This is a genomic window from Streptomyces sp. SCSIO 75703 (assembly GCF_036607905.1).
GTDB lineage: Bacteria > Actinomycetota > Actinomycetes > Streptomycetales > Streptomycetaceae > Streptomyces.
This window is the reverse complement of record NZ_CP144555.1, coordinates 2850272-2867743: the sequence shown is the minus strand read 5'-3', so window position 1 is coordinate 2867743 and position 17472 is coordinate 2850272. Positions and strand designations below refer to the sequence as shown.

Annotated in this window: 19 protein-coding genes, 4 tRNA genes and 1 pseudogene; 19 read left to right on the top strand and 5 right to left on the bottom strand. The window is 72.9% G+C overall.

Annotation, left to right across the window (positions count from 1 at the left end; genetic code table 11):
* The first annotated feature begins 181 nt into the window (after window positions 1–181).
* The 3 genes from htpX to VM636_RS12440 all read left to right on the top strand — a co-directional run bounded on the left by htpX (window position 182) and on the right by VM636_RS12440 (window position 1862).
* Window positions 182–1045, top strand: coding sequence for a zinc metalloprotease HtpX (htpX, locus tag VM636_RS12450; protein WP_030422020.1), 864 nt, complete (start codon window positions 182–184; stop codon window positions 1043–1045).
* Complete coding sequence (locus tag VM636_RS12445; RefSeq protein WP_030422021.1) at window positions 1042–1455, top strand: YccF domain-containing protein; 414 nt, start codon at window positions 1042–1044, stop codon at window positions 1453–1455. The genes htpX and VM636_RS12445 overlap by 4 nt, the downstream gene beginning before the upstream one ends.
* A 140-nt stretch (window positions 1456–1595) precedes the next feature.
* On the top strand, window positions 1596–1862 hold the full coding sequence (locus VM636_RS12440) for a GlsB/YeaQ/YmgE family stress response membrane protein (RefSeq protein WP_030422022.1): 267 nt from the start codon (window positions 1596–1598) through the stop codon (window positions 1860–1862).
* A gap of 199 nt (window positions 1863–2061) precedes the next feature.
* Here VM636_RS12440 and VM636_RS12435 read toward each other — a convergent pair whose 3' ends face one another.
* Window positions 2062–2550, bottom strand: a complete 489-nt coding sequence (locus tag VM636_RS12435; RefSeq protein WP_030422023.1) for a YajQ family cyclic di-GMP-binding protein — start codon at window positions 2548–2550, stop codon at window positions 2062–2064.
* 235 nt (window positions 2551–2785) lie between these two features.
* On the opposite strand from VM636_RS12435, the gene VM636_RS12430 reads away from it, so the two are divergent.
* The 4 genes from VM636_RS12430 to VM636_RS12415 all read left to right on the top strand — a co-directional run bounded on the left by VM636_RS12430 (window position 2786) and on the right by VM636_RS12415 (window position 4055).
* Window positions 2786–2867 (top strand) — tRNA-Tyr (locus tag VM636_RS12430).
* 139 nt (window positions 2868–3006) lie between these two features.
* Entirely contained in the window at window positions 3007–3276 is a 270-nt protein-coding gene (locus VM636_RS12425; RefSeq protein ID WP_234340397.1) for a hypothetical protein, read from the top strand.
* A gap of 97 nt (window positions 3277–3373) precedes the next feature.
* A complete protein-coding gene (locus VM636_RS12420; protein WP_030422025.1) occupies window positions 3374–3709 on the top strand; it encodes a hypothetical protein in 336 nt (111 codons plus the stop codon).
* Window positions 3710–3809: 100 nt separating this feature from the next.
* Window positions 3810–4055, top strand: a complete 246-nt coding sequence (locus VM636_RS12415) for a hypothetical protein (protein ID WP_030422026.1) — start codon at window positions 3810–3812, stop codon at window positions 4053–4055.
* 28 nt (window positions 4056–4083) lie between these two features.
* Here VM636_RS12415 and VM636_RS12410 read toward each other — a convergent pair whose 3' ends face one another.
* Complete coding sequence (locus VM636_RS12410) at window positions 4084–4740, bottom strand: NAD(P)H-binding protein (RefSeq protein WP_030422027.1); 657 nt, start codon at window positions 4738–4740, stop codon at window positions 4084–4086.
* Between the two features lie 123 nt (window positions 4741–4863).
* A complete protein-coding gene (locus tag VM636_RS12405; RefSeq protein ID WP_338484402.1) occupies window positions 4864–6165 on the bottom strand; it encodes an amidohydrolase family protein in 1302 nt (433 codons plus the stop codon).
* A 642-nt stretch (window positions 6166–6807) separates the two neighbouring features.
* On the opposite strand from VM636_RS12405, the gene VM636_RS12400 reads away from it, so the two are divergent.
* The 8 genes and pseudogenes from VM636_RS12400 (at window position 6808) to VM636_RS12365 (ending at window position 12636) form a co-directional block, all read left to right on the top strand.
* Window positions 6808–6880 (top strand) — tRNA-Thr (locus tag VM636_RS12400).
* Window positions 6881–6926: 46 nt separating this feature from the next.
* Window positions 6927–6999: transfer RNA gene (locus tag VM636_RS12395), tRNA-Met, on the top strand.
* An 89-nt stretch (window positions 7000–7088) separates the two neighbouring features.
* Entirely contained in the window at window positions 7089–7253 is a 165-nt protein-coding gene (rpmG, locus tag VM636_RS12390) for a 50S ribosomal protein L33 (protein ID WP_003948671.1), read from the top strand.
* A 288-nt stretch (window positions 7254–7541) separates the two neighbouring features.
* Window positions 7542–7994 (top strand): MaoC family dehydratase N-terminal domain-containing protein, encoded by a 453-nt coding sequence (locus VM636_RS12385; RefSeq protein WP_338484399.1) that lies wholly within the window; start codon window positions 7542–7544, stop codon window positions 7992–7994.
* A gap of 7 nt (window positions 7995–8001) precedes the next feature.
* Entirely contained in the window at window positions 8002–8430 is a 429-nt protein-coding gene (locus VM636_RS12380; protein WP_030422030.1) for a MaoC family dehydratase, read from the top strand.
* A 125-nt stretch (window positions 8431–8555) separates the two neighbouring features.
* Window positions 8556–9128 carry a TetR/AcrR family transcriptional regulator gene (locus VM636_RS12375; protein ID WP_338484397.1) on the top strand — a complete coding sequence of 191 codons (573 nt, stop codon included), beginning with the start codon at window positions 8556–8558 and terminating at the stop codon, window positions 9126–9128.
* Between the two features lie 153 nt (window positions 9129–9281).
* Window positions 9282–10661: pseudogene (locus VM636_RS12370) on the top strand (MFS transporter); the annotation flags it as partial.
* Window positions 10662–11574: 913 nt separating this feature from the next.
* Window positions 11575–12636, top strand: coding sequence for a UDP-N-acetylmuramate dehydrogenase (locus VM636_RS12365; RefSeq protein ID WP_338484395.1), 1062 nt, complete (start codon window positions 11575–11577; stop codon window positions 12634–12636).
* A gap of 151 nt (window positions 12637–12787) precedes the next feature.
* Here VM636_RS12365 and VM636_RS12360 read toward each other — a convergent pair whose 3' ends face one another.
* Together VM636_RS12360 and VM636_RS12355 are read right to left on the bottom strand one after the other, a co-directional pair.
* On the bottom strand, window positions 12788–13828 hold the full coding sequence (locus VM636_RS12360; protein WP_030422034.1) for an adenosine deaminase: 1041 nt from the start codon (window positions 13826–13828) through the stop codon (window positions 12788–12790).
* Window positions 13829–13965: 137 nt separating this feature from the next.
* Window positions 13966–15192 (bottom strand): pyridoxal phosphate-dependent aminotransferase, encoded by a 1227-nt coding sequence (locus VM636_RS12355; protein ID WP_030422035.1) that lies wholly within the window; start codon window positions 15190–15192, stop codon window positions 13966–13968.
* Window positions 15193–15464: 272 nt separating this feature from the next.
* Between VM636_RS12355 and VM636_RS12350 the strand changes: the two genes are divergently transcribed.
* From VM636_RS12350 to rplK, 4 genes are all read left to right on the top strand, one after another.
* Window positions 15465–15537 (top strand) — tRNA-Trp (locus tag VM636_RS12350).
* 108 nt (window positions 15538–15645) lie between these two features.
* A complete protein-coding gene (gene secE, locus VM636_RS12345; protein WP_030422036.1) occupies window positions 15646–15930 on the top strand; it encodes a preprotein translocase subunit SecE in 285 nt (94 codons plus the stop codon).
* Between the two features lie 80 nt (window positions 15931–16010).
* Window positions 16011–16844: a transcription termination/antitermination protein NusG gene (gene nusG, locus VM636_RS12340; protein ID WP_053913251.1), complete on the top strand. Its 834-nt coding sequence runs from the start codon at window positions 16011–16013 to the stop codon at window positions 16842–16844.
* 178 nt (window positions 16845–17022) lie between these two features.
* A complete protein-coding gene (gene rplK / locus VM636_RS12335; protein ID WP_004984556.1) occupies window positions 17023–17457 on the top strand; it encodes a 50S ribosomal protein L11 in 435 nt (144 codons plus the stop codon).
* Window positions 17458–17472: the final 15 nt, after the last annotated feature.

The following is a 17472-nucleotide window of genomic DNA, read 5'->3' as shown; positions in this document are numbered from 1 at the left end:
GACCGCGCGCCACCGTACGCGTCGGGGAACCGGCGGCATTCGCCTGGCGTTGACCAGTACGGAAGGGTCCACTGGACGGGACGAGACACCACGACCAGGGGCATCCCGGACAGCGACCACGCACAGCGAGCGAGACCAGCAACCAGAGGGTTCCCCTGCTGCACGATTTGGAGGGCGTACCGTGCACCGCCGGCACAACGGGCTCAGGACCGCAGTTCTCCTCGGGGGACTGTCCGCGCTCATCATCGTCATCGGCGGCTTCTTCGGCCGAGCCGGGCTCGTCGTCGCCGTCCTCGTCGCCCTCGGCACCAACGCGTACGCGTACTGGAACAGCGACAAGCTCGCCCTGCGCGCGATGCGCGCCCGCCCGGTCAGCGAGTTCGAGGCACCCGCCCTCTACCGCATGGTCCGCGAGCTCTCCACCCAGGCCCGCCAGCCCATGCCCCGCCTGTACATCTCCCCGACGGAGGCGCCCAACGCCTTCGCCACCGGCCGCAACCCGCGCAACGCCGCCGTTTGCTGCACCGACGGCATCCTGCGCCTGCTCGACGAACGCGAGCTGCGCGGCGTCATCGGCCACGAACTGAGCCACGTCTACAACCGCGACATCCTGATCTCCTCGGTCGCCGGAGCCCTCGCCTCCGTGATCATGTTCCTGGTGAACTTCGCCTGGCTGATCCCCATCGGGCGGTCCGACGACGACGACGGCCCCGGCCTGCTCGGCATGCTGCTGATCATGATCCTGGGCCCACTCGCCGCCACCCTGATCCAACTCGCCATCAGCCGCTCCCGGGAGTACGAGGCCGACGCCTCCGGGGCCCAGCTCACCGGCGACCCGCTCGCGCTCGCCGGCGCGCTGCGCAAGCTGGAGGCCGGCACCCGGCAGCTCCCGCTGCCGCCCGAGCCGCGCATCGAGACCGCCAGCCACATGATGATCGCGAACCCTTTCCGGCCGGGGGAAGGACTGTCCAAGATGTTCTCCACCCACCCTCCGATGGCGGAGCGGATCGCCCGACTCGAAAAGATGGCAGGTCGCCACCAGTGAAGACCATCCTGAACATCATCTGGCTCGTCCTCAGCGGCTTCTGGCTGTTCCTCGGCTACCTGGTCGCGGGCGTGCTGCTGTGCATCACCATCATCGGCATCCCCTTCGGGATCGCCGCATTCCGCATCGGCGTCTACGCGCTCTGGCCCTTCGGCTACACCACGGTCGAACGCCGGGACGCGGGAGCGCCCTCCTGCATCGGCAACGTGCTCTGGCTGGTCCTGGCCGGCTGGTGGCTGGCGCTCGGCCACGTCTTCACCGGCATCGCGCTCTGCGTCACGATCATCGGCATCCCGCTCGGCATCGCCAACTTCAAGCTGATCCCCGTCTCGCTGCTCCCGCTGGGCCGCGAGATCGTCCGCACCGACCAGCCGTTCACGGCCGCCGCCGGACAGCGCAACGGCTGGTAGCCGACGGTCCGTCAGGAGTGCCGGCGCAACCACCGGGCATGATCGGGACGTCCTCTCCACCGACAGGACACGACAGCACGCGCGGAGGATCGGCCCACAGCGGCGGCACGGCGTGGAACGAGAAGGGGCAGGGTAGCGGCATGACCGTCATCGGCTGGATCATCCTGGGACTGTTGGCCGGGGCCATCGCCAAGTTCCTGCTGCCGGGGCGCGACCCGGGCGGCATCATCGGCACCACGCTGATCGGTGTCGCGGGCGCGTTCATCGGCGGCTGGATCTCGGCCCGCTGGCTGGACCACCCCATCACCAAGGGCTTCTACGACGGCGCCACCTGGGCGGCGGCCATCGGCGGCTCCCTGGTCCTCCTGATCGGCTACCGCCTGCTGTTCGGCAACTCCCGGAGCTGACCCCGCCCCGTGCCGGACGGGGCGGACGGCAACCGGGCCGACGATGACTGGGCCGAGGATGGCCGGGCGGACGGCGACCGGGCCGACGATGACCGGGCCGACGGCAACCGGGCGGACGACGAAGGGTGGGCACCCACGGGCGCCCACCCTTTCTCCCGTCCGGACCCCGGCCCCGGGGACCGGACGCCCGTGAACCGGACTACCGGTAGTTCACGAACTGCAACGCGAAGTCGAAGTCCTTGCCCTTCAGCAGCGAGATCACGGCCTGGAGGTCGTCCCGGCTCTTCGAGGTGACCCGCAGCTCCTCGCCCTGCACCTGGGCCTTCACGCCCTTGGGGCCCTCATCGCGGATGATCTTCGCCACCTTCTTCGCGTTGTCCTGGGAGATGCCCTCCTGGATCGACGCGAAGATCTTGTACTCCTTGCCGGAGAGCTGCGGCTCACCGGCGTCCAGGGCCTTCAGCGAGATGCCCCGCTTGATCAGCTTGGACTGGAAGACGTCGAGCACGGCCTTCACCCGGTCCTCGGAGTTCGCCTCCAGGAGGATCTTCTCCCCGGACCACCCGATCGAGGCGCCCACACCCTTGAAGTCGTAGCGCTGCGAAATCTCCTTGGCGGCCTGGTTGAGGGCGTTGTCGACCTCCTGCCGCTCGACCTTCGAGACGATGTCGAAACTGGAGTCGGCCATGTCCTGTGGCTCCTTGTATCTGGTGCGTGTCGGGTCACCTGCGGGACCCGTACCGGCATACGACGGCGGCCACCGGGCCCCTCCGGGGGGCCTCGGCCGCACCCGGCCAGCCTAGCCACCCGCGGCGCCCCGGACGGCGATCAATCGGGTGGCGGAGCACCCCTCCGCATCGGGTATTGTTTACGTCGTTGCCACGGAGCACCGCCCGAAAGCGGCGCGACGAGCAGCGAAACCCGGCGGTGTGCCCGAGCGGCCAAAGGGAGCAGACTGTAAATCTGCCGGCTCAGCCTTCCCAGGTTCGAATCCTGGCGCCGCCACACGACCGAAAGGGTCTGTGACCAGCAGCAATGCTGGTCACAGACCCTTTCGTCGTTGTCGGGTGCCGGCTGGTGAACCGACTGTGGCGGGGGCGCGTCCTTCCTGGTGACCGTCACCGCGCGTACAGGGGGAATGGCCGTGACCGACAAGGGTGTTGGACGGGATGACGGCTCGGGGCCCTGGTGGGCCGACCTCGGGACGTGGGGAGCCGTCGCCCTGGTCGGTGTCGGCGGGCTCGTGGCCGCGTGGGTCTTCCTCCGGCTGCCCGGAGCTCCTCAGGCGGCGGCCGGCTACCACCAGGCCGCCCGGATCGCCGCCATCGGCCTGGTGATCGTGGGAAGCGCCCTGCTCAGCCGCCGCCGCAGCGGCGGGAGGGGCGAGCAGCCGGACCAGGCGGAACGCCCCTGACCGGCGCCCCTCTCCGGCGGCCGGACGACGGCGGGAGGGGGCGATGCCATGATGTGCCGGTTTCCGGTGCGGAGCCGGAGCGGGGGAAAGGCCGGACATGACGGTGTACGTGGCCGGCGCGGGCGCGCTCGTGGCGTTGCTCATCGGTGCATCCGGCGCGGCGGCGCTCACGCGAGGGTGGCTGCTGCCGGTGAACCGGCGATCCGTGCGACGCGTACGGACCCACGGCTGGGGGCAGTTGGTGATCGCGCTCGGCCTCGCCTGGAACGCCGTCTGCGCGCTCACGCTGAACCGCCTCGCCACCCAGGGCGGCCCCCTGTGGGAGTGGGCGGCCCTCGGCGGTGTCGCCCTGCTCTTCGCCGGGCTGGCCCTGTTGGCGCTGAGCCAGTTTCCCGGGCGCGAGCGGCGGGGCGGCGACACGCCGGTCGCCTGATCACGCGGCCCGCCGCGCCGCGCCGCGCCTTGCGCCGCGCCCGGCGGTGTTCGGCGCGGCCCGCGGGCGCTCGGCGGCGTGTCGCGGGCAGACTGGGGGCATGCCGCCGTCCTCCCGGTCCGCCGGACCTTCCGGTTCCGCCCGCCGCCGGCGCTGCCCCGAGTGCCGCCGCGAGATCGCCGTCGTCGCCGGACGCTACGCCCGGCACGATCCGCCCGGTACCAGAGTCAGCGCCGACCTCGTCTCCTGCCCGGGATCGCGCCGCCCGGCCCCGCTCGGGGCGGCGCAGCCCTCCCTGGACGGCTACGTCGTCCCCGAGGTGCCCGGCCAACTGCCCCTGTTCTGAGCGGCGCGGGCCCGCGCCGCCGGCGTTCTCAGTTGCCGGCCACCGCCTTCACCGCGACCGACACCGGCGCCGAACCGCTGATCAGCTCCAGCGTCAGCCCCGCCGTCGCCGGCGTGTCCACCAGTTCGGCCAGGACCGCGGCCACGTCGTCCCGCGGCACCGGGCCGCGCCCGGTGTGCGCCTCCAGCCGTACCAGCCCCGTACCGGCGTCGTCGGTCAGCAGACCCGGGCGCAGGATCGTCCAGTCCAGCGCCTCCTGGGAGCGCACGTACGCGTCGGCCTCGCCCTTCGCGCGCAGGTAGACGTCGAACACCTCGTCGCCCGCGTGCCGCGGATCGGCGTTCATCGCCGACACCACCACGAACCGCCGTACCCCCGCCCGCACCGCCGCGTCCGCGAACAGGACCGCCGCCGCCTTGTCCACCGTCTCCTTGCGGGCCGCGCCGCTCCCGGGACCCGCGCCCGCCGCGAAGACCGCCGCGTCGGCGCCCCGCAGCCGTGCCGCGACCTCGTCGACGGAGGCCGACTCCAGGTCGAGGACCACCGGCTCGGCACCGGCCTCCCGCAGATCGTCGGCCTGCTCGGCCCGGCGGACGATGCCCGCCACCTCGTCACCGCGTGCGGCGAGCAACCGCTCCAGCCGCAGCGCGATCCGACCATGACCCCCAGCGATGACAATGCGCATGCCTTCGACCGTACGCCGCGACGGCCGTCCCCGCCGTACGGTCTCGGCCCGGCCCACGGAACGGGCAGGCGCAGGCAACGGGAGCGCGCCGCCGCGGCGAGGCGCGCGGTCACGAGCCCGGCCTCACGGCCACTCCCCGCGCCCCTGACGGCCGTCCCGGTCGCCGCGTCCCTGACGGGGCAGCCCCGGCTCCAGCCCGGTCGGCGGGTCGCCGAACTCCCGTACCGCGCTGGTCCGCGACACCACGCGCCCCCGGTGCACCACGATCCGGCTGTACGCCAGGGAGAGCGCCCCCGCCAGCCCGTCCGCGCGCACCGCGAGGAGTTCGGCCGGGAAACCCGCCTCCACGCGCACCCCGGGCAGCCCCAGCACCGACCGCGCCGTGGAACTCACCGCCTCGTACGCCTCCGTGGGGCGCAGCCCGTGCCGCGAGGCCAGCAGGAAGGCCGCCTCCAGGGGGTCGCCGCGCCCCACCGGGTTGGAGAGGTCCCGCAGCGCTCCGCTCCCGGCGGCGACGCGCACCCCGGCGGCGCGCAGCAGCCGTACCGGCGCCGGGGCGTCGCGATGGTCGGCGCCGCCGTCCCCGCCCCCGGCGCAGCCGCCCTGCGGCAGGCACACCACGGTCACCCCGGCCGCCGCGAGCAGGTCCGCCATCCGGGAGGCCACCTCGTCCGGCAGCAGGGCGAGCCCCTCGCACGGCCCGAGCGTCACCCCGGGGCGCAGTCCGCCCGCCATCGCCGTGATGCGGGCCAGCCGCGCCGGGTCGGCGGCGTCCGTGTGCAGGTCGACGGGGACGCCGTGTTCGGCGGCGATCTCCAGGACCGCCTCCACGTACCCCGTCGGGTCGGGGTCCAGGTCGGGGCAGCCGCCCGCCACGTCGGCGCCCATCTTCAGCGCGTCCCGCAGTATCGCCAGCCCCTCGGCCCCCGCCACGCCCGTCAGCACCCTCGGCACCGCCACCGTGGTCAGCTCCGTCAGCCCGCGCAGCGCGCGCCGCGCCCGCAGGACCCCTGTCAGCGTGCCCAGTCCCGGGACGTCGCCCACGCGTACGTGCGCGCGGAGCGCGGTGGCGCCGTGCCCGAGCTGGAGCAGGGCGGCCTCCGTGGCACGCCGCTGGACCTCCCGGGGGTCGTCGAGGACGGGGCCGGGCGTGTCGGCCGTCAGTGCCGTGTCGGCGTGGACGTGGGGCTCGGCGGGGGCGGGCAGGAGCAGGTAGCCGGAGAGGTCGACGCGGGCTCCCGCGCCGGGCGGAAGGCCGCCGGTCAGGCTGCCGGCGGTGCCGACCGCCTCGATGCGGTCGCCGTGCAGCCGTACGTCCACGGTGCGGCCGTCGGCGAGCCGGGCGCCGGACAGCAGCAGGGAGCCGCCGTCGGCCGGGCCCGAGCGGGAGGACGAGTGGTGCGGCTGCGGCTGGCTGGCGGGCATCGCGCTCCTCCGGGCTCGGGGCTGCGCAGTGGGGACGCAGGATCACGTACAAGATCACGCAGAGTGGGTCGAGCCTAGGACGGTGATCAGTCGGGGGCGCGGAGGAGCGCAATAGTCGTACCGCAGGGGTCCCCGTCGAGCCGGGCTTGATCCCGGTGTGGAGAACGCCCGTGGGGGAGGGGAGGGCACGGAGGGGGCCTGTCCGCGTTGACGGGGCGTGTGGGGTGGGGTGGGATGGGTCACGGTCCGGTGGGGAGGGCGGGCGCGGCGTTCGGGGGTCCGGCGGCGCCGGGGAGTCTCCGGGGCCCGGTGGTTCGGCCTCCGATCCCGCGCCGGGCCGCGGCCGCCGGGGCCGGCCACCGTACCGGCCCGGTCCCCGGCCTCGTCGCCGCTGCGGCCCCGCCCCGGCGTTCCCGGCCTTCGTCCCGGTGGGCCGGGTGCCTCGCGGGAGCGTCCGGCCCGGCGTGCTCGGCACCTTGCGGAGTGTCCGCCCGTGGTCGCCCCGGCACCGCCGGGAACGTCCGCCTCCGTGGTCCCCACGGCATCACCAGGGGTGGTCCCGGGGCGCGGGAACGAGGTCGGAGGGGACCGGGAAATGGATTTGGGCGATGGGCGGGCGAGCGTGTAATGTCTTCCTCGCTCGCCCCAATAGCTCAGTCGGCAGAGCGTCTCCATGGTAAGGAGAAGGTCAACGGTTCGATTCCGTTTTGGGGCTCTGGTGTGAGAGGTTCCCGCCGCCAGGCGGGGCCCGATCGCATCTCAGCGGTGTAGCTCAGTCGGTAGAGCAAGCGGCTCATAATCGCTGTGTCACCGGTTCAAGTCCGGTCACCGCTACGTTAAGTAGCCGATTGCGGGGTCGGTCCTTCGATCGGCTACTCTTTCTGCGTTGAACATCGTCAATCCGTTCGTCAAGGAGCACTCACGTGGCTGCCACCGACGTCCGCCCGAAGATCACGCTGGCCTGCGTGGAGTGCAAGGAGCGGAACTACATCACCAAGAAGAACCGGCGTAACAACCCGGATCGCCTGGAGATGAAGAAGCACTGCCCGCGTTGCAATGCGCACACCGCGCACCGCGAGACGCGATAAATCAGGCTCGTACGCGAGGCCGTCCCCGAAGTCAGGGGGCGGCCTCGCGTCGTTCCGGCCCCGGAACCATCGGGCCCGCGGGAACCGGCGGAACCCAGGGAACCGGCGGGCTCCGGCAGCCCGTAGTCCCGACCGGCGGGCCCCGGCCCCGGCCCCCCGTCCCGCCCCCGGGCTCCCCGCCCGGCCCCGGCCACCCGTCCCCGCGCCGCGCGGCGCGCGTCACGGACGGTCACGGGCGGCGGCGGTCGCAGACAGCAGCAGTCGCAGAGACCAGGAGGTTGCGAGCCCATGGCGCTCGACCAGTCGTTCGTGGGGCGGACCTATCCGCCGACCGCGCCCTACGAGGTGGGCCGGGAGAAGATCCGTGAGTTCGCGGAGGCGGTGGGCGACCCCAACCCCGCCTACACCGACACCGAGGCCGCCAAGGCGCTCGGCCACCCGGACGTGATCGCCCCGCCGACCTTCGTGTTCGCCATCACCTTCAAGGCGGCCGGCGAGGTCATCCAGGACCCGCAGCTCGGGCTGGACTACAGCCGGGTCGTGCACGGCGACCAGAGGTTCGCCTACGCGCGCCCCGTCCGCGCCGGCGACCGGCTCACCGTCACCTCCACCATCGAGGCGGTCAAGTCGATGGCCGGCAACGACATCCTGGACATCCGCGGTGAGGTCCACGACGAGGCCGGCGAGCACGTCGTGACCGCCTGGACCAAGCTCGTGGCCCGCGCGGCCGAGGAGGCGTGAGCACCCCATGACGGCGAAGATCGCGTACAGCGACGTCGAGGTCGGCACCGAACTGCCCGCCCGTTCCTTCCCCGTGGACCGCGCCACCCTGGTGCGCTACGCGGGTGCCTCCGGCGACTTCAACCCGATCCACTGGAACGAGCGGTTCGCCAGGGAGGTCGGTCTCCCGGACGTCATCGCGCACGGCATGTTCACCATGGCCGAGGCCATCCGGGTCGTCACCGACTGGACCGGCGACCCCGGCGCGGTCGTCGAGTACGGCGTCCGCTTCACCCGCCCCGTGGTCGTGCCCGACGACGGCGAGGGCGCCGTGATCGAGGTCAGCGGCAAGGTCGCCGCCAAACTGGACGACCACACCGTCCGCGTCGACCTCACCGCGACCAGCGCCGGGCAGAAGGTCCTCGGCATGTCCCGCGCGCTCGTCCGGCTCGCCTGACCGGCGACGACGCCAGCCCGGCGAGGGCCGCCCTCCGGGCCCGTGAACCCTCCGGGGCGCACGGGCCGGAGGAGCGGCCCTCCCGGCCCTTGACGTAGTTAGTGATTGCCCACTAACTTTCTCGCATGGTCAGGATGAGCGCCGAGGAGCGGCGCGAGAGCGTCATCCGCGCGGCGACGAGCGAGTTCGCCCGGGGCGGCTACCACGGCACGTCCACGGAGGCCATCGCCAAGCGGGTGGGGGTCTCCCAGCCGTACCTCTTCCGGCTCTTCCCGGGCAAGAAGGCGATCTTCCTCGCGGCGGCCGAACGCTGCCTGGAGGACACCCGCCGGGTCTTCGAGGAAGCCTCCGACGGACTGCGCGGCGAAGAGGCCCTGCAGGCGATGGCGGCGGCGTACACACGGCTGATCACGGAGCGGCCCGAGCAGCTCCAGATGCAGTTGCAGGTCTACGTCACCGTCGCCGCCGCCGAGGCCGCCGGCGACCACGAGTTCGGCGAGATGGTCCGCACCCGCTGGATGGAGCTGTGGGACGCCGTCCACCTCCCGCTCGGCGGGGACACCGCGGAGACGACCTCGTTCATGGCGTTCGGCATGCTCATCAACACCCTGGCAGGCATGGGCTTCCCGCCCGGCCACCGGGTCTGGGAGGGGCTCGACCTCTCCGCCCGCGTCCAGCGGGAGGCGGAGGGCACCTAGCCGGGGCGCGGCGCCGGATGGCGCGCGTGTCCGGTACGCATCCACGGCCATCCGGGCCGTGCGCTTCACGGGCGGTCTCGCGTGCCCGCGGAAAGTAGTGATCAATAACTAATCTCCGCTCGCGCAGAGCGGCGGACACCCTCTGGGGGAGAGATGTCACAGCACGGCGCACCACGCGGGGGAGCCGGGTGGGCCCTCGTCATCACCAGCGTCGCCGGTTTCATGGCGGCCCTCGACAACCTCGTCGTCACCACCGCACTGCCCTCCATCCGCGAGGACCTCGGCGGCGCGCTGCACGACCTCGAATGGACCGTGAGCGCCTACACGCTCACCTTCGCCGTCCTGTTGATGTTCGGCGCGGCCCTCGGCGACCGCTTCGGCCGGCGCCGCCTCTTCCTCGCCGGGCTCACCGTCTTCACCGGCGCCTCCGCCGCCGCCGCGCTGGCCCCCGGCATCGACGCCCTCATCGCGGCCCGCGCGGTCCAGGGCGTCGGCGCGGCCGTCATGATGCCGCTGACGCTCACCCTGCTGACCGCGGCCGTCCCCGCCGAGCGGCGCGGGATGGCGTACGGGATCTGGGGCGCCGTCAACGGGCTCGCCGTGGCCTCCGGCCCCCTGGTCGGCGGCAGCCTCACCGAGCACATCTCCTGGCAGTGGATCTTCTGGCTGAACGTTCCGCTGGGCCTCGCCCTGCTGCCCCTCGCCCGCCTCCGACTCGCCGAGTCCCACGGCACCGGCGCCCCGCTCGACATCCGCGGCACGCTGCTCGCCAGCGGCGGACTCTTCGGGATCGTCTACGGGCTGGTCCGCGGGCCCGCCGACGGCTGGACCGACGCCGTGGTGCTGACCGCCCTGTTCGCCGGGGCCGCGCTGCTCGCCGGCTTCGTCGTGCACGGCACCCGCGCCGCCCACCCGATGCTGCCGATGCGGCTGTTCCGCTCCCGGGCCTTCGCCGGGATCAACGCGGCGAGCCTGCTGATGTTCCTCGGCATGTTCGGCTCGATCTTCCTGCTCAGCCAGTACATGCAGGGCGTGCTCGGCTACTCGCCCACCGAGGCCGGGCTGCGCATGCTGCCCTGGACCGGCATGCCGATGCTCGTGGCGCCCCTCGCCGGGCTCCTCTCCGACCGGATCGGCGGGCGCCCCGTCGTCGCCGCCGGGCTCTTCCTCCAGGCGGCCGGCCTCGCCCACCTCGCCTCCGTGGTCACGGCCGACGCCACCTACGCCGCCCAACTGCCCGGACTGATCCTCGGCGGCGTCGGCATGGCCCTGTTCTTCGCCCCGGCCTCCGCCCTGGTCATGTCCAGCGTCCGGCCGCGGGAGCAGGGCATCGCCTCCGGCGCCAACAACGCGCTGCGCGAGGTCGGCGGGGCGCTCGGCATCGCCGTGATGGGGTCCATCTTCGCGGCGCGGGGCGGCTACGAGTCCGCGCAGACCTTCGTCGACGGGCTGCGGCCCGCGGTCGCCGTGGGCGCCGGGGTGGTGGGGCTGGCCGGGATCGCGGCCCTGGTGGTCCCCTCCGGCCGCCGGAGCGGGGCGGAGGCCACGCCCGGGACAGCGGCGGAGCGCACGGCTGCCGACACGCCGGCAGGTGACACGCCGACGGGACGCACGGTTGCCGACTCGCCGGGACACGGCACGCCGACGCGGCGCACGGGCACCGACACGCCGGCAGGTGACACGCCGACGCGGCGCACGGCTGCCGACACGCCGGGACGCGACACGCCGAGGTCCGGCACGCAGGCGGCGCCCGACACGCCCGTACCCGGCGGGGTACCCGGCCCGGTGGACCCCGCTCCTGCCGCCGCCCTCACCCCCGAGCCCGGACCCGCCACCCGCTGATCCCCCCCCCGGGGGGCCGGGCCCCGGCCGCCCCACGCCGCCCAGCACTCCGCGCCCGGCGCCCCACCGCCGGGCCCCGCCGAACCACTCCCCGGCAGTCCCCGGCAGTCCCCGGCAGTCCCCGGCAGTCCCCGGCAGTCCCCGGCAGTCCCCGGCAGTCCCCGAGCGACAGCCCCGACCGGCACCCACCGACCCACAGCCCTCCGGCAGGACCCGAAGCTCCCCGGCACCCCACGGCACACCCCGACGCGCCCGTGGGGCGCGCTGAGGTTCGTGGGCCCGGCCGCCCGGGTGGGGCGGCACATCGGCGCCGCCCCGGCGCGTACGGGGCCACCCTGAAGGCGCAACCTCCGCGGCGGACGTCGTGGACGCTCTCCGCCCAGGAGGCGCCCGGGGCCCTGCGGGACTTCGGGCGCTCGGGCGCCCACGCCCCCACGTCCCGCGGGCTGCCCGTGCCGATGCGGGACGACGCGTTCGCCTCCTGGACGGCGCCCGCCGGTGAACTGCCCGTCTCCTGGGCGGAGGTCCGGCGGCGGCCGGGCCGACGCGGACGAGGCCGCCCGCGGGGGTGGGCCGGCCGGGGCGGTCTCGTAGTCTTGGGCCCGTGCAGGAACTCCACGACGCCCCCCTCGCCCCCCTGACCACCCTCCGGCTGGGCGGCCCCGCCACCCGCTTGCTCACGGCAACGACCGACGGCGAGATCGTCGAGGCCGTCCGCGAGGCCGACGACAGCGGCACGCCCCTGCTGCTCATCGGCGGCGGTTCCAACCTGGTCATCGGCGACAAGGGCTTCGACGGCACCGCCCTGCACCTGGCCACCCGGGGCCTCACCCTCGACGGCACCACGCTGGAACTCGCGGCGGGCGAGGTGTGGACCGACGCCGTCGCCCGCACGGTCGAGGCCGGACTCGCCGGCATCGAGTGCCTGGCCGGCATCCCCGGCTCGGCGGGCGCGACTCCCGTCCAGAACGTCGGCGCCTACGGCCAGGAGGTCGCCAACACGATCACCGAGGTGGTCGCGTACGACCGCGAGGCCCGCGAGACGGTCACCCTCGCCAACGCCGACTGCGCCTTCTCCTACCGCGACAGCCGCTTCAAGGCCGAGAACGACCGCTACGTCGTCCTGCGTGTCCGCTTCGCCCTGGAGGACGCCGACGGCCTCTCCGGGCCGATCCGGTACGCGGAGACGGCCCGCGCCCTCGGCGTCGCCCCCGGCGACCGGGTGCCGCTGGCCGCCGCCCGCGACACCGTGCTGAAGCTGCGCGCCGGAAAGGGCATGGTCCTCGACCCGGAGGACCACGACACCTGGTCGGCGGGGTCGTTCTTCACCAACCCGATCCTCGGCGACGAGGAGTTCGCCGCCTTCCGCGCCCGCGTGGCAGGCCGCCTCGGCGCCGCCGTCGAGCCGCCCGCCTACCCGGCGGGGGAGGGGCGCACCAAGACCTCCGCGGCCTGGCTGATCGACAAGGCCGGTTTCACCAAGGGCTACGGCACCGGACCCGCCCGCATCTCCGGCAAGCACACCCTCGCCCTCACCAACCGGGGCGGGGCGACCACGGAGGACCTCCTGGCGCTCGCCCGCGAGGTCGTGGCCGGGGTGCACGAGGCGTTCGGCGTCACCCTGGTCAACGAGCCGGTGACGGTCGGCGTCAGCCTCCACCCGTAGAAGCCCCCGGCGCCCGGCGCTCACCCCGGCACCCGGCGCCCTCCCCCCGCCCCGCAGCACCCCGGCCACAGGACCGGCGCCCCGCCACGCGCCCCGCCGCGTCTCACCCCGTCCCCCGCCGGGCCCGCCTCAGGCGTCCCCGCCTCGCCGCTCACCCTGCCGGCTTGTTCAGCCAGTCGTCCACGCCCGCCAGGAGCTTCGCCCTGACCTCGGGCGGGGCGGCGGAGCCGCGGACCGACTGGCGGGCCAGCTCGGCCAGTTCCGCGTCCGTGAAGCCGTGGTACCGCCGCGCGATCTCGTACTGCGCCGCCAGCCGGGAGCCGAACAGCAGCGGGTCGTCCGCGCCCAGCGCCATCGGCACCCCGGCGTCGAACAGTTTCCGCAGCGGCACGTCCTCCGGCTTCTCGTAGACGCCGAGGGCGACGTTGGACGCGGGGCACACCTCGCAGGTCACCTGCCGGTCCGCGAGCCGCTTCAGCAGCCGCGGGTCCTCCGCCGCCCGCACCCCGTGCCCGATCCGGTCCGCCTCCAGGTCGTCCAGGCAGTCCCGCACCGAGGCCGGGCCGGTCAGCTCGCCCCCGTGCGGCGCGGACAGCAGCCCGCCGTCCCGGGCGATCGCGAAGGCGCGGTCGAAGTCGCGGGCCATGCCCCGGCGCTCGTCGTTGGACAGGCCGAAGCCGACCACGCCCCGGTCCGCGTAGCGCACCGCCAGCCGGGCCAGGGTGCGCGCGTCCAGAGGGTGCTTCATCCGGTTCGCGGCGACCAACACCCGCATGCCGATCCCGGTGTCGCGCACCGTCGTCTCCACCGCGTCCAGGATGATCTCCAGCGCCGGGATCAGCCCGCCCAGGCGCGGCGCGTACGAGGTGGGGTCGACCTGGATCTCCAGCCACTCCGAGCCGTCCCGCAGGTCCTCCAGCGCCGCCTCGCGGACCAGCCGCTGGATGTCCTCGGGCTCCTGGAGGCAGGACCGGGCCGCGTCGTACAGCCGCTGGAAGCGGAACCAGCCCCGCTCGTCGGTCGCCCGCAGCTTCGGCGACTCGCCCCGGGAGAGCGACTCCGTCAGCGTGTCGGGCAGGCGCACGCCGTGCTTGTCGGCGAGTTCCAGCAGGGTGGCGGGCCGCATCGACCCGGTGAAGTGCAGGTGGAGATGGGCCTTCGGCAGCTCAGAGAGATCACGTACACGCTCCATTCCGTGATCCTGCCGTACGCCGGGCCCGGCCCGGAAGCCGTTTCCCCATACGGGGGCTTGCTCGTACAAAGGAACAGAGCACCCCCCGGTGACCGGGGAGTGCTCCGTGAGTACCGCGCGGAAGGGGTGGGGGACCGTCAGTCCCGGGCCTCCGCCAGCAGCTTCTGCACCCGGCTCACACCCTCGACGAGGTCCTCGTCGCCGAGCGCGTACGACAACCGCAGGTAGCCCGGTGTGCCGAACGCCTCACCCGGCACCACCGCGACCTCGGCCTCCTCCAGGATCAGCGCGGCCAGCTCCACGGAGTCCTGCGGGCGGCGGCCCCGGATCTCCTTGCCGAGCAGCGCCTTCACCGACGGGTACGCGTAGAAGGCGCCCTCCGGCTCCGGGCACACCACGCCGTCGATCTCGTTGAGCATCCGCACGATGGTCCGGCGGCGCCGGTCGAACGCCTCCCGCATCGCGGCCACGGCGTCCAGGTCGCCGGAGACCGCGGCCAGGGCGGCCGCCTGGGCGACGTTGGACACGTTCGAGGTGGCGTGGGACTGGAGGTTGGTCGCGGCCTTCACCACGTCCTTGGGGCCGACGAGCCACCCGACGCGCCAGCCGGTCATGGCGTACGTCTTGGCGACACCGTTGACCACGATGCACTTGTCGCGCAGCTCGGGAAGGATCGCCGGCAGCGAGGTGAAGGTGGCGTCGCCGTAGACCAGGTGCTCGTAGATCTCGTCGGTCAGCACCCACAGGCCGTGCTCGACGGCCCAGCGGCCGATGGCCTCGGCCTCCTCGGCGCGGTAGACGGCGCCGGTCGGGTTGGAGGGCGAGACGAAGAGGACGACCTTGGTCTTCTCCGTGCGGGCCGCCTCGAGCTGCTCGACGCTCACCCGGTAGCCGGTCGTCTCGTCGGCGACCACCTCCACCGGCACACCGCCGGCCAGCCGGATCGACTCGGGGTACGTCGTCCAGTACGGGGCCGGGACGATGACCTCGTCGCCGGGGTCGAGGATCGCGGCGAACGCCTCGTAGATGGCCTGCTTGCCGCCGTTGGTGACGAGGATCTGCGACGGGTCGATCTCGTAGCCGGAGTCGCGCAGCGTCTTCGCGGCGATGGCGGCCTTCAGCTCGGGCAGGCCGCCGGCCGGCGTGTAGCGGTGGTACTTCGGGTCCTTGCACGCCTCGACGGCGGCCTCGACGATGTAGTCCGGGGTCGGGAAGTCGGGCTCGCCGGCACCGAAGCCGATCACCGGACGCCCGGCGGCCTTGAGAGCCTTGGCCTTGGCGTCCACGGCGAGGGTGGCGGACTCGGAGATCGCGCCGACTCGGGCGGAGACCCGGCGCTCGGTGGGAGGGGTTGCAGCGCTCATGCACCCCATCGTTCCAGACCCGAAACGCCCGGGGCACGCGGGTTTCACAGACCGAACGGCCCCGGGGCGAACCCCGGACAAGAGTCCGGAACCCGCCCGCGGCCTGGGCGATCTTCGGCCAGGAGGGGCCGGGGACGCCCCTCACGGGCGCTTTCTGTTCGACGCCCGGCCCCGGAACACGTACACTCTCACCTCGTTGGCCCTCAGCGGTCCGCCGCCACTCGGTGCACACCAGGCAACCGGGCGGATGCGGTACGTTGGGGGACGCACAAAGGGTCGTAGCTCAATTGGTAGAGCACTGGTCTCCAAAACCAGCGGTTGGGGGTTCGAGTCCCTCCGGCCCTGCTACACACTCCTCCGCCAGGATGTGTGCGCGTGTACGTACAGCAATGCACCGCCGTGCGGCTCAGACCGGGCGCGGCACGGCCACGACCCGGAATCAGGTGAGGACGAGTGACGGACGCCGTGGGCTCCATCGACATGCCTGATGCCCAGGACGAAGCGCCGAACTCCAAGAAGTCCCGCAAGGGCGGCAAGCGCGCCAAGAAGGGCCCTCTGAAGCGTCTCGCGCTCTTCTACCGCCAGATCGTCGCCGAGCTGCGGAAGGTCGTCTGGCCCAGCCGCAACCAGCTCACGACGTACACCACCGTGGTGATTATTTTCGTGGTCATCATGATCGGGCTGGTGACTCTGATTGACTATGGCTTCAGCCACGCCGCCAAGTACGTCTTCGGCTGAGCCGCAAGCGAAGGGCGCCGAGGTACCCGGCGCCCCTTTCGCGTGTTCCACCCCTATGTATCCAGGAAGAAGCAGCCACCGTGTCTGACCCGAACGTGAACGACGCCGCTGAGCCTCGCGGGGAGGCTGCCGAGTCCGTCGAGGACAAGCCCGGCACCGTCGAGGGCTCGGACAGCGAGGCCACCGAGACCTCGGCCGAGGTCGAGGGCGCCGAGGCCGTCGTCGCCGAGGAGACGGACGAGGCGGCCGGGGACGGCGCCGCGGACGCGGAGACCGAGGAAGAGGCCGAGCCGCAGCTCGACCCCGTCGAGCAGCTCCGCCAGGAACTGCGCGTCCTGCCCGGCGAGTGGTACGTGATCCACACCTACGCGGGCTACGAGAAGCGCGTGAAGGCCAACCTGGAGCAGCGCGCCGTCTCGCTGAACGTCGAGGAGTTCATCTACCAGGCCGAGGTCCCCGAGGAAGAGATCGTCCAGATCAAGAACGGCGAGCGCAAGACCGTCCGGCAGAACAAGCTGCCCGGTTACGTGCTCGTCCGCATGGACCTGACGAACGAGTCCTGGGGCGTCGTCCGCAACACCCCCGGCGTCACGGGCTTCGTCGGCAACGCCTACGACCCCTACCCGCTCTCCCTCGACGAGATCGTCAAGATGCTCGCCCCGGAGGCCGAGGAGAAGGCCGCCCGCGAGGCGGCCGAGGCCGAGGGCAAGCCGGCGCCGCAGCGCAAGGTCGAGGTCCAGGTCCTGGACTTCGAGGTCGGCGACTCGGTCACCGTCACCGACGGCCCCTTCGCCACCCTCCAGGCCACCATCAACGAGATCAACGCCGACTCGAAGAAGGTCAAGGGCCTCGTCGAGATCTTCGGCCGCGAGACCCCGGTCGAGCTCTCCTTCGACCAGATCCAGAAGAACTAGGTCACCCGGTTCTCCCTGGACCACCAGCGTCCGGGCAGGTCAGGCCGTCGCGTACGCGATCGCCTGACCTGCCCGGTTTTTGGCCGCGCATCCATACCCGCTATCGTTGTGCGGTATGCCTGCGTCCGGGTTGTTCCCGGTACGCGGGCAGGACCCGAATGAAAGGACCCGGAGAGCCATGCCTCCCAAGAAGAAGAAGGTCACGGGGCTCATCAAGCTCCAGATCCAGGCCGGTGCCGCCAACCCGGCTCCGCCGGTCGGCCCCGCGCTGGGTCAGCACGGCGTCAACATCATGGAGTTCTGCAAGGCCTACAACGCCGCGACCGAGTCGCAGCGCGGTTGGGTCATCCCGGTGGAGATCACGGTCTACGAGGACCGCTCCTTCACCTTCATCACCAAGACGCCGCCGGCCGCCAAGATGATCCTCAAGGCCGCGGGCGTGGAGAAGGGCTCCGGCGAGCCGCACAAGACCAAGGTCGCCAAGATCACCCGCGACCAGGTCCGCGAGATCGCCACCACCAAGCTGCCCGACCTCAACGCCAACGACCTGGACGCCGCCGAGAAGATCATCGCCGGCACCGCCCGTTCCATGGGCGTCACGGTCGAGGGCTGATCCCCACCTTCCCGC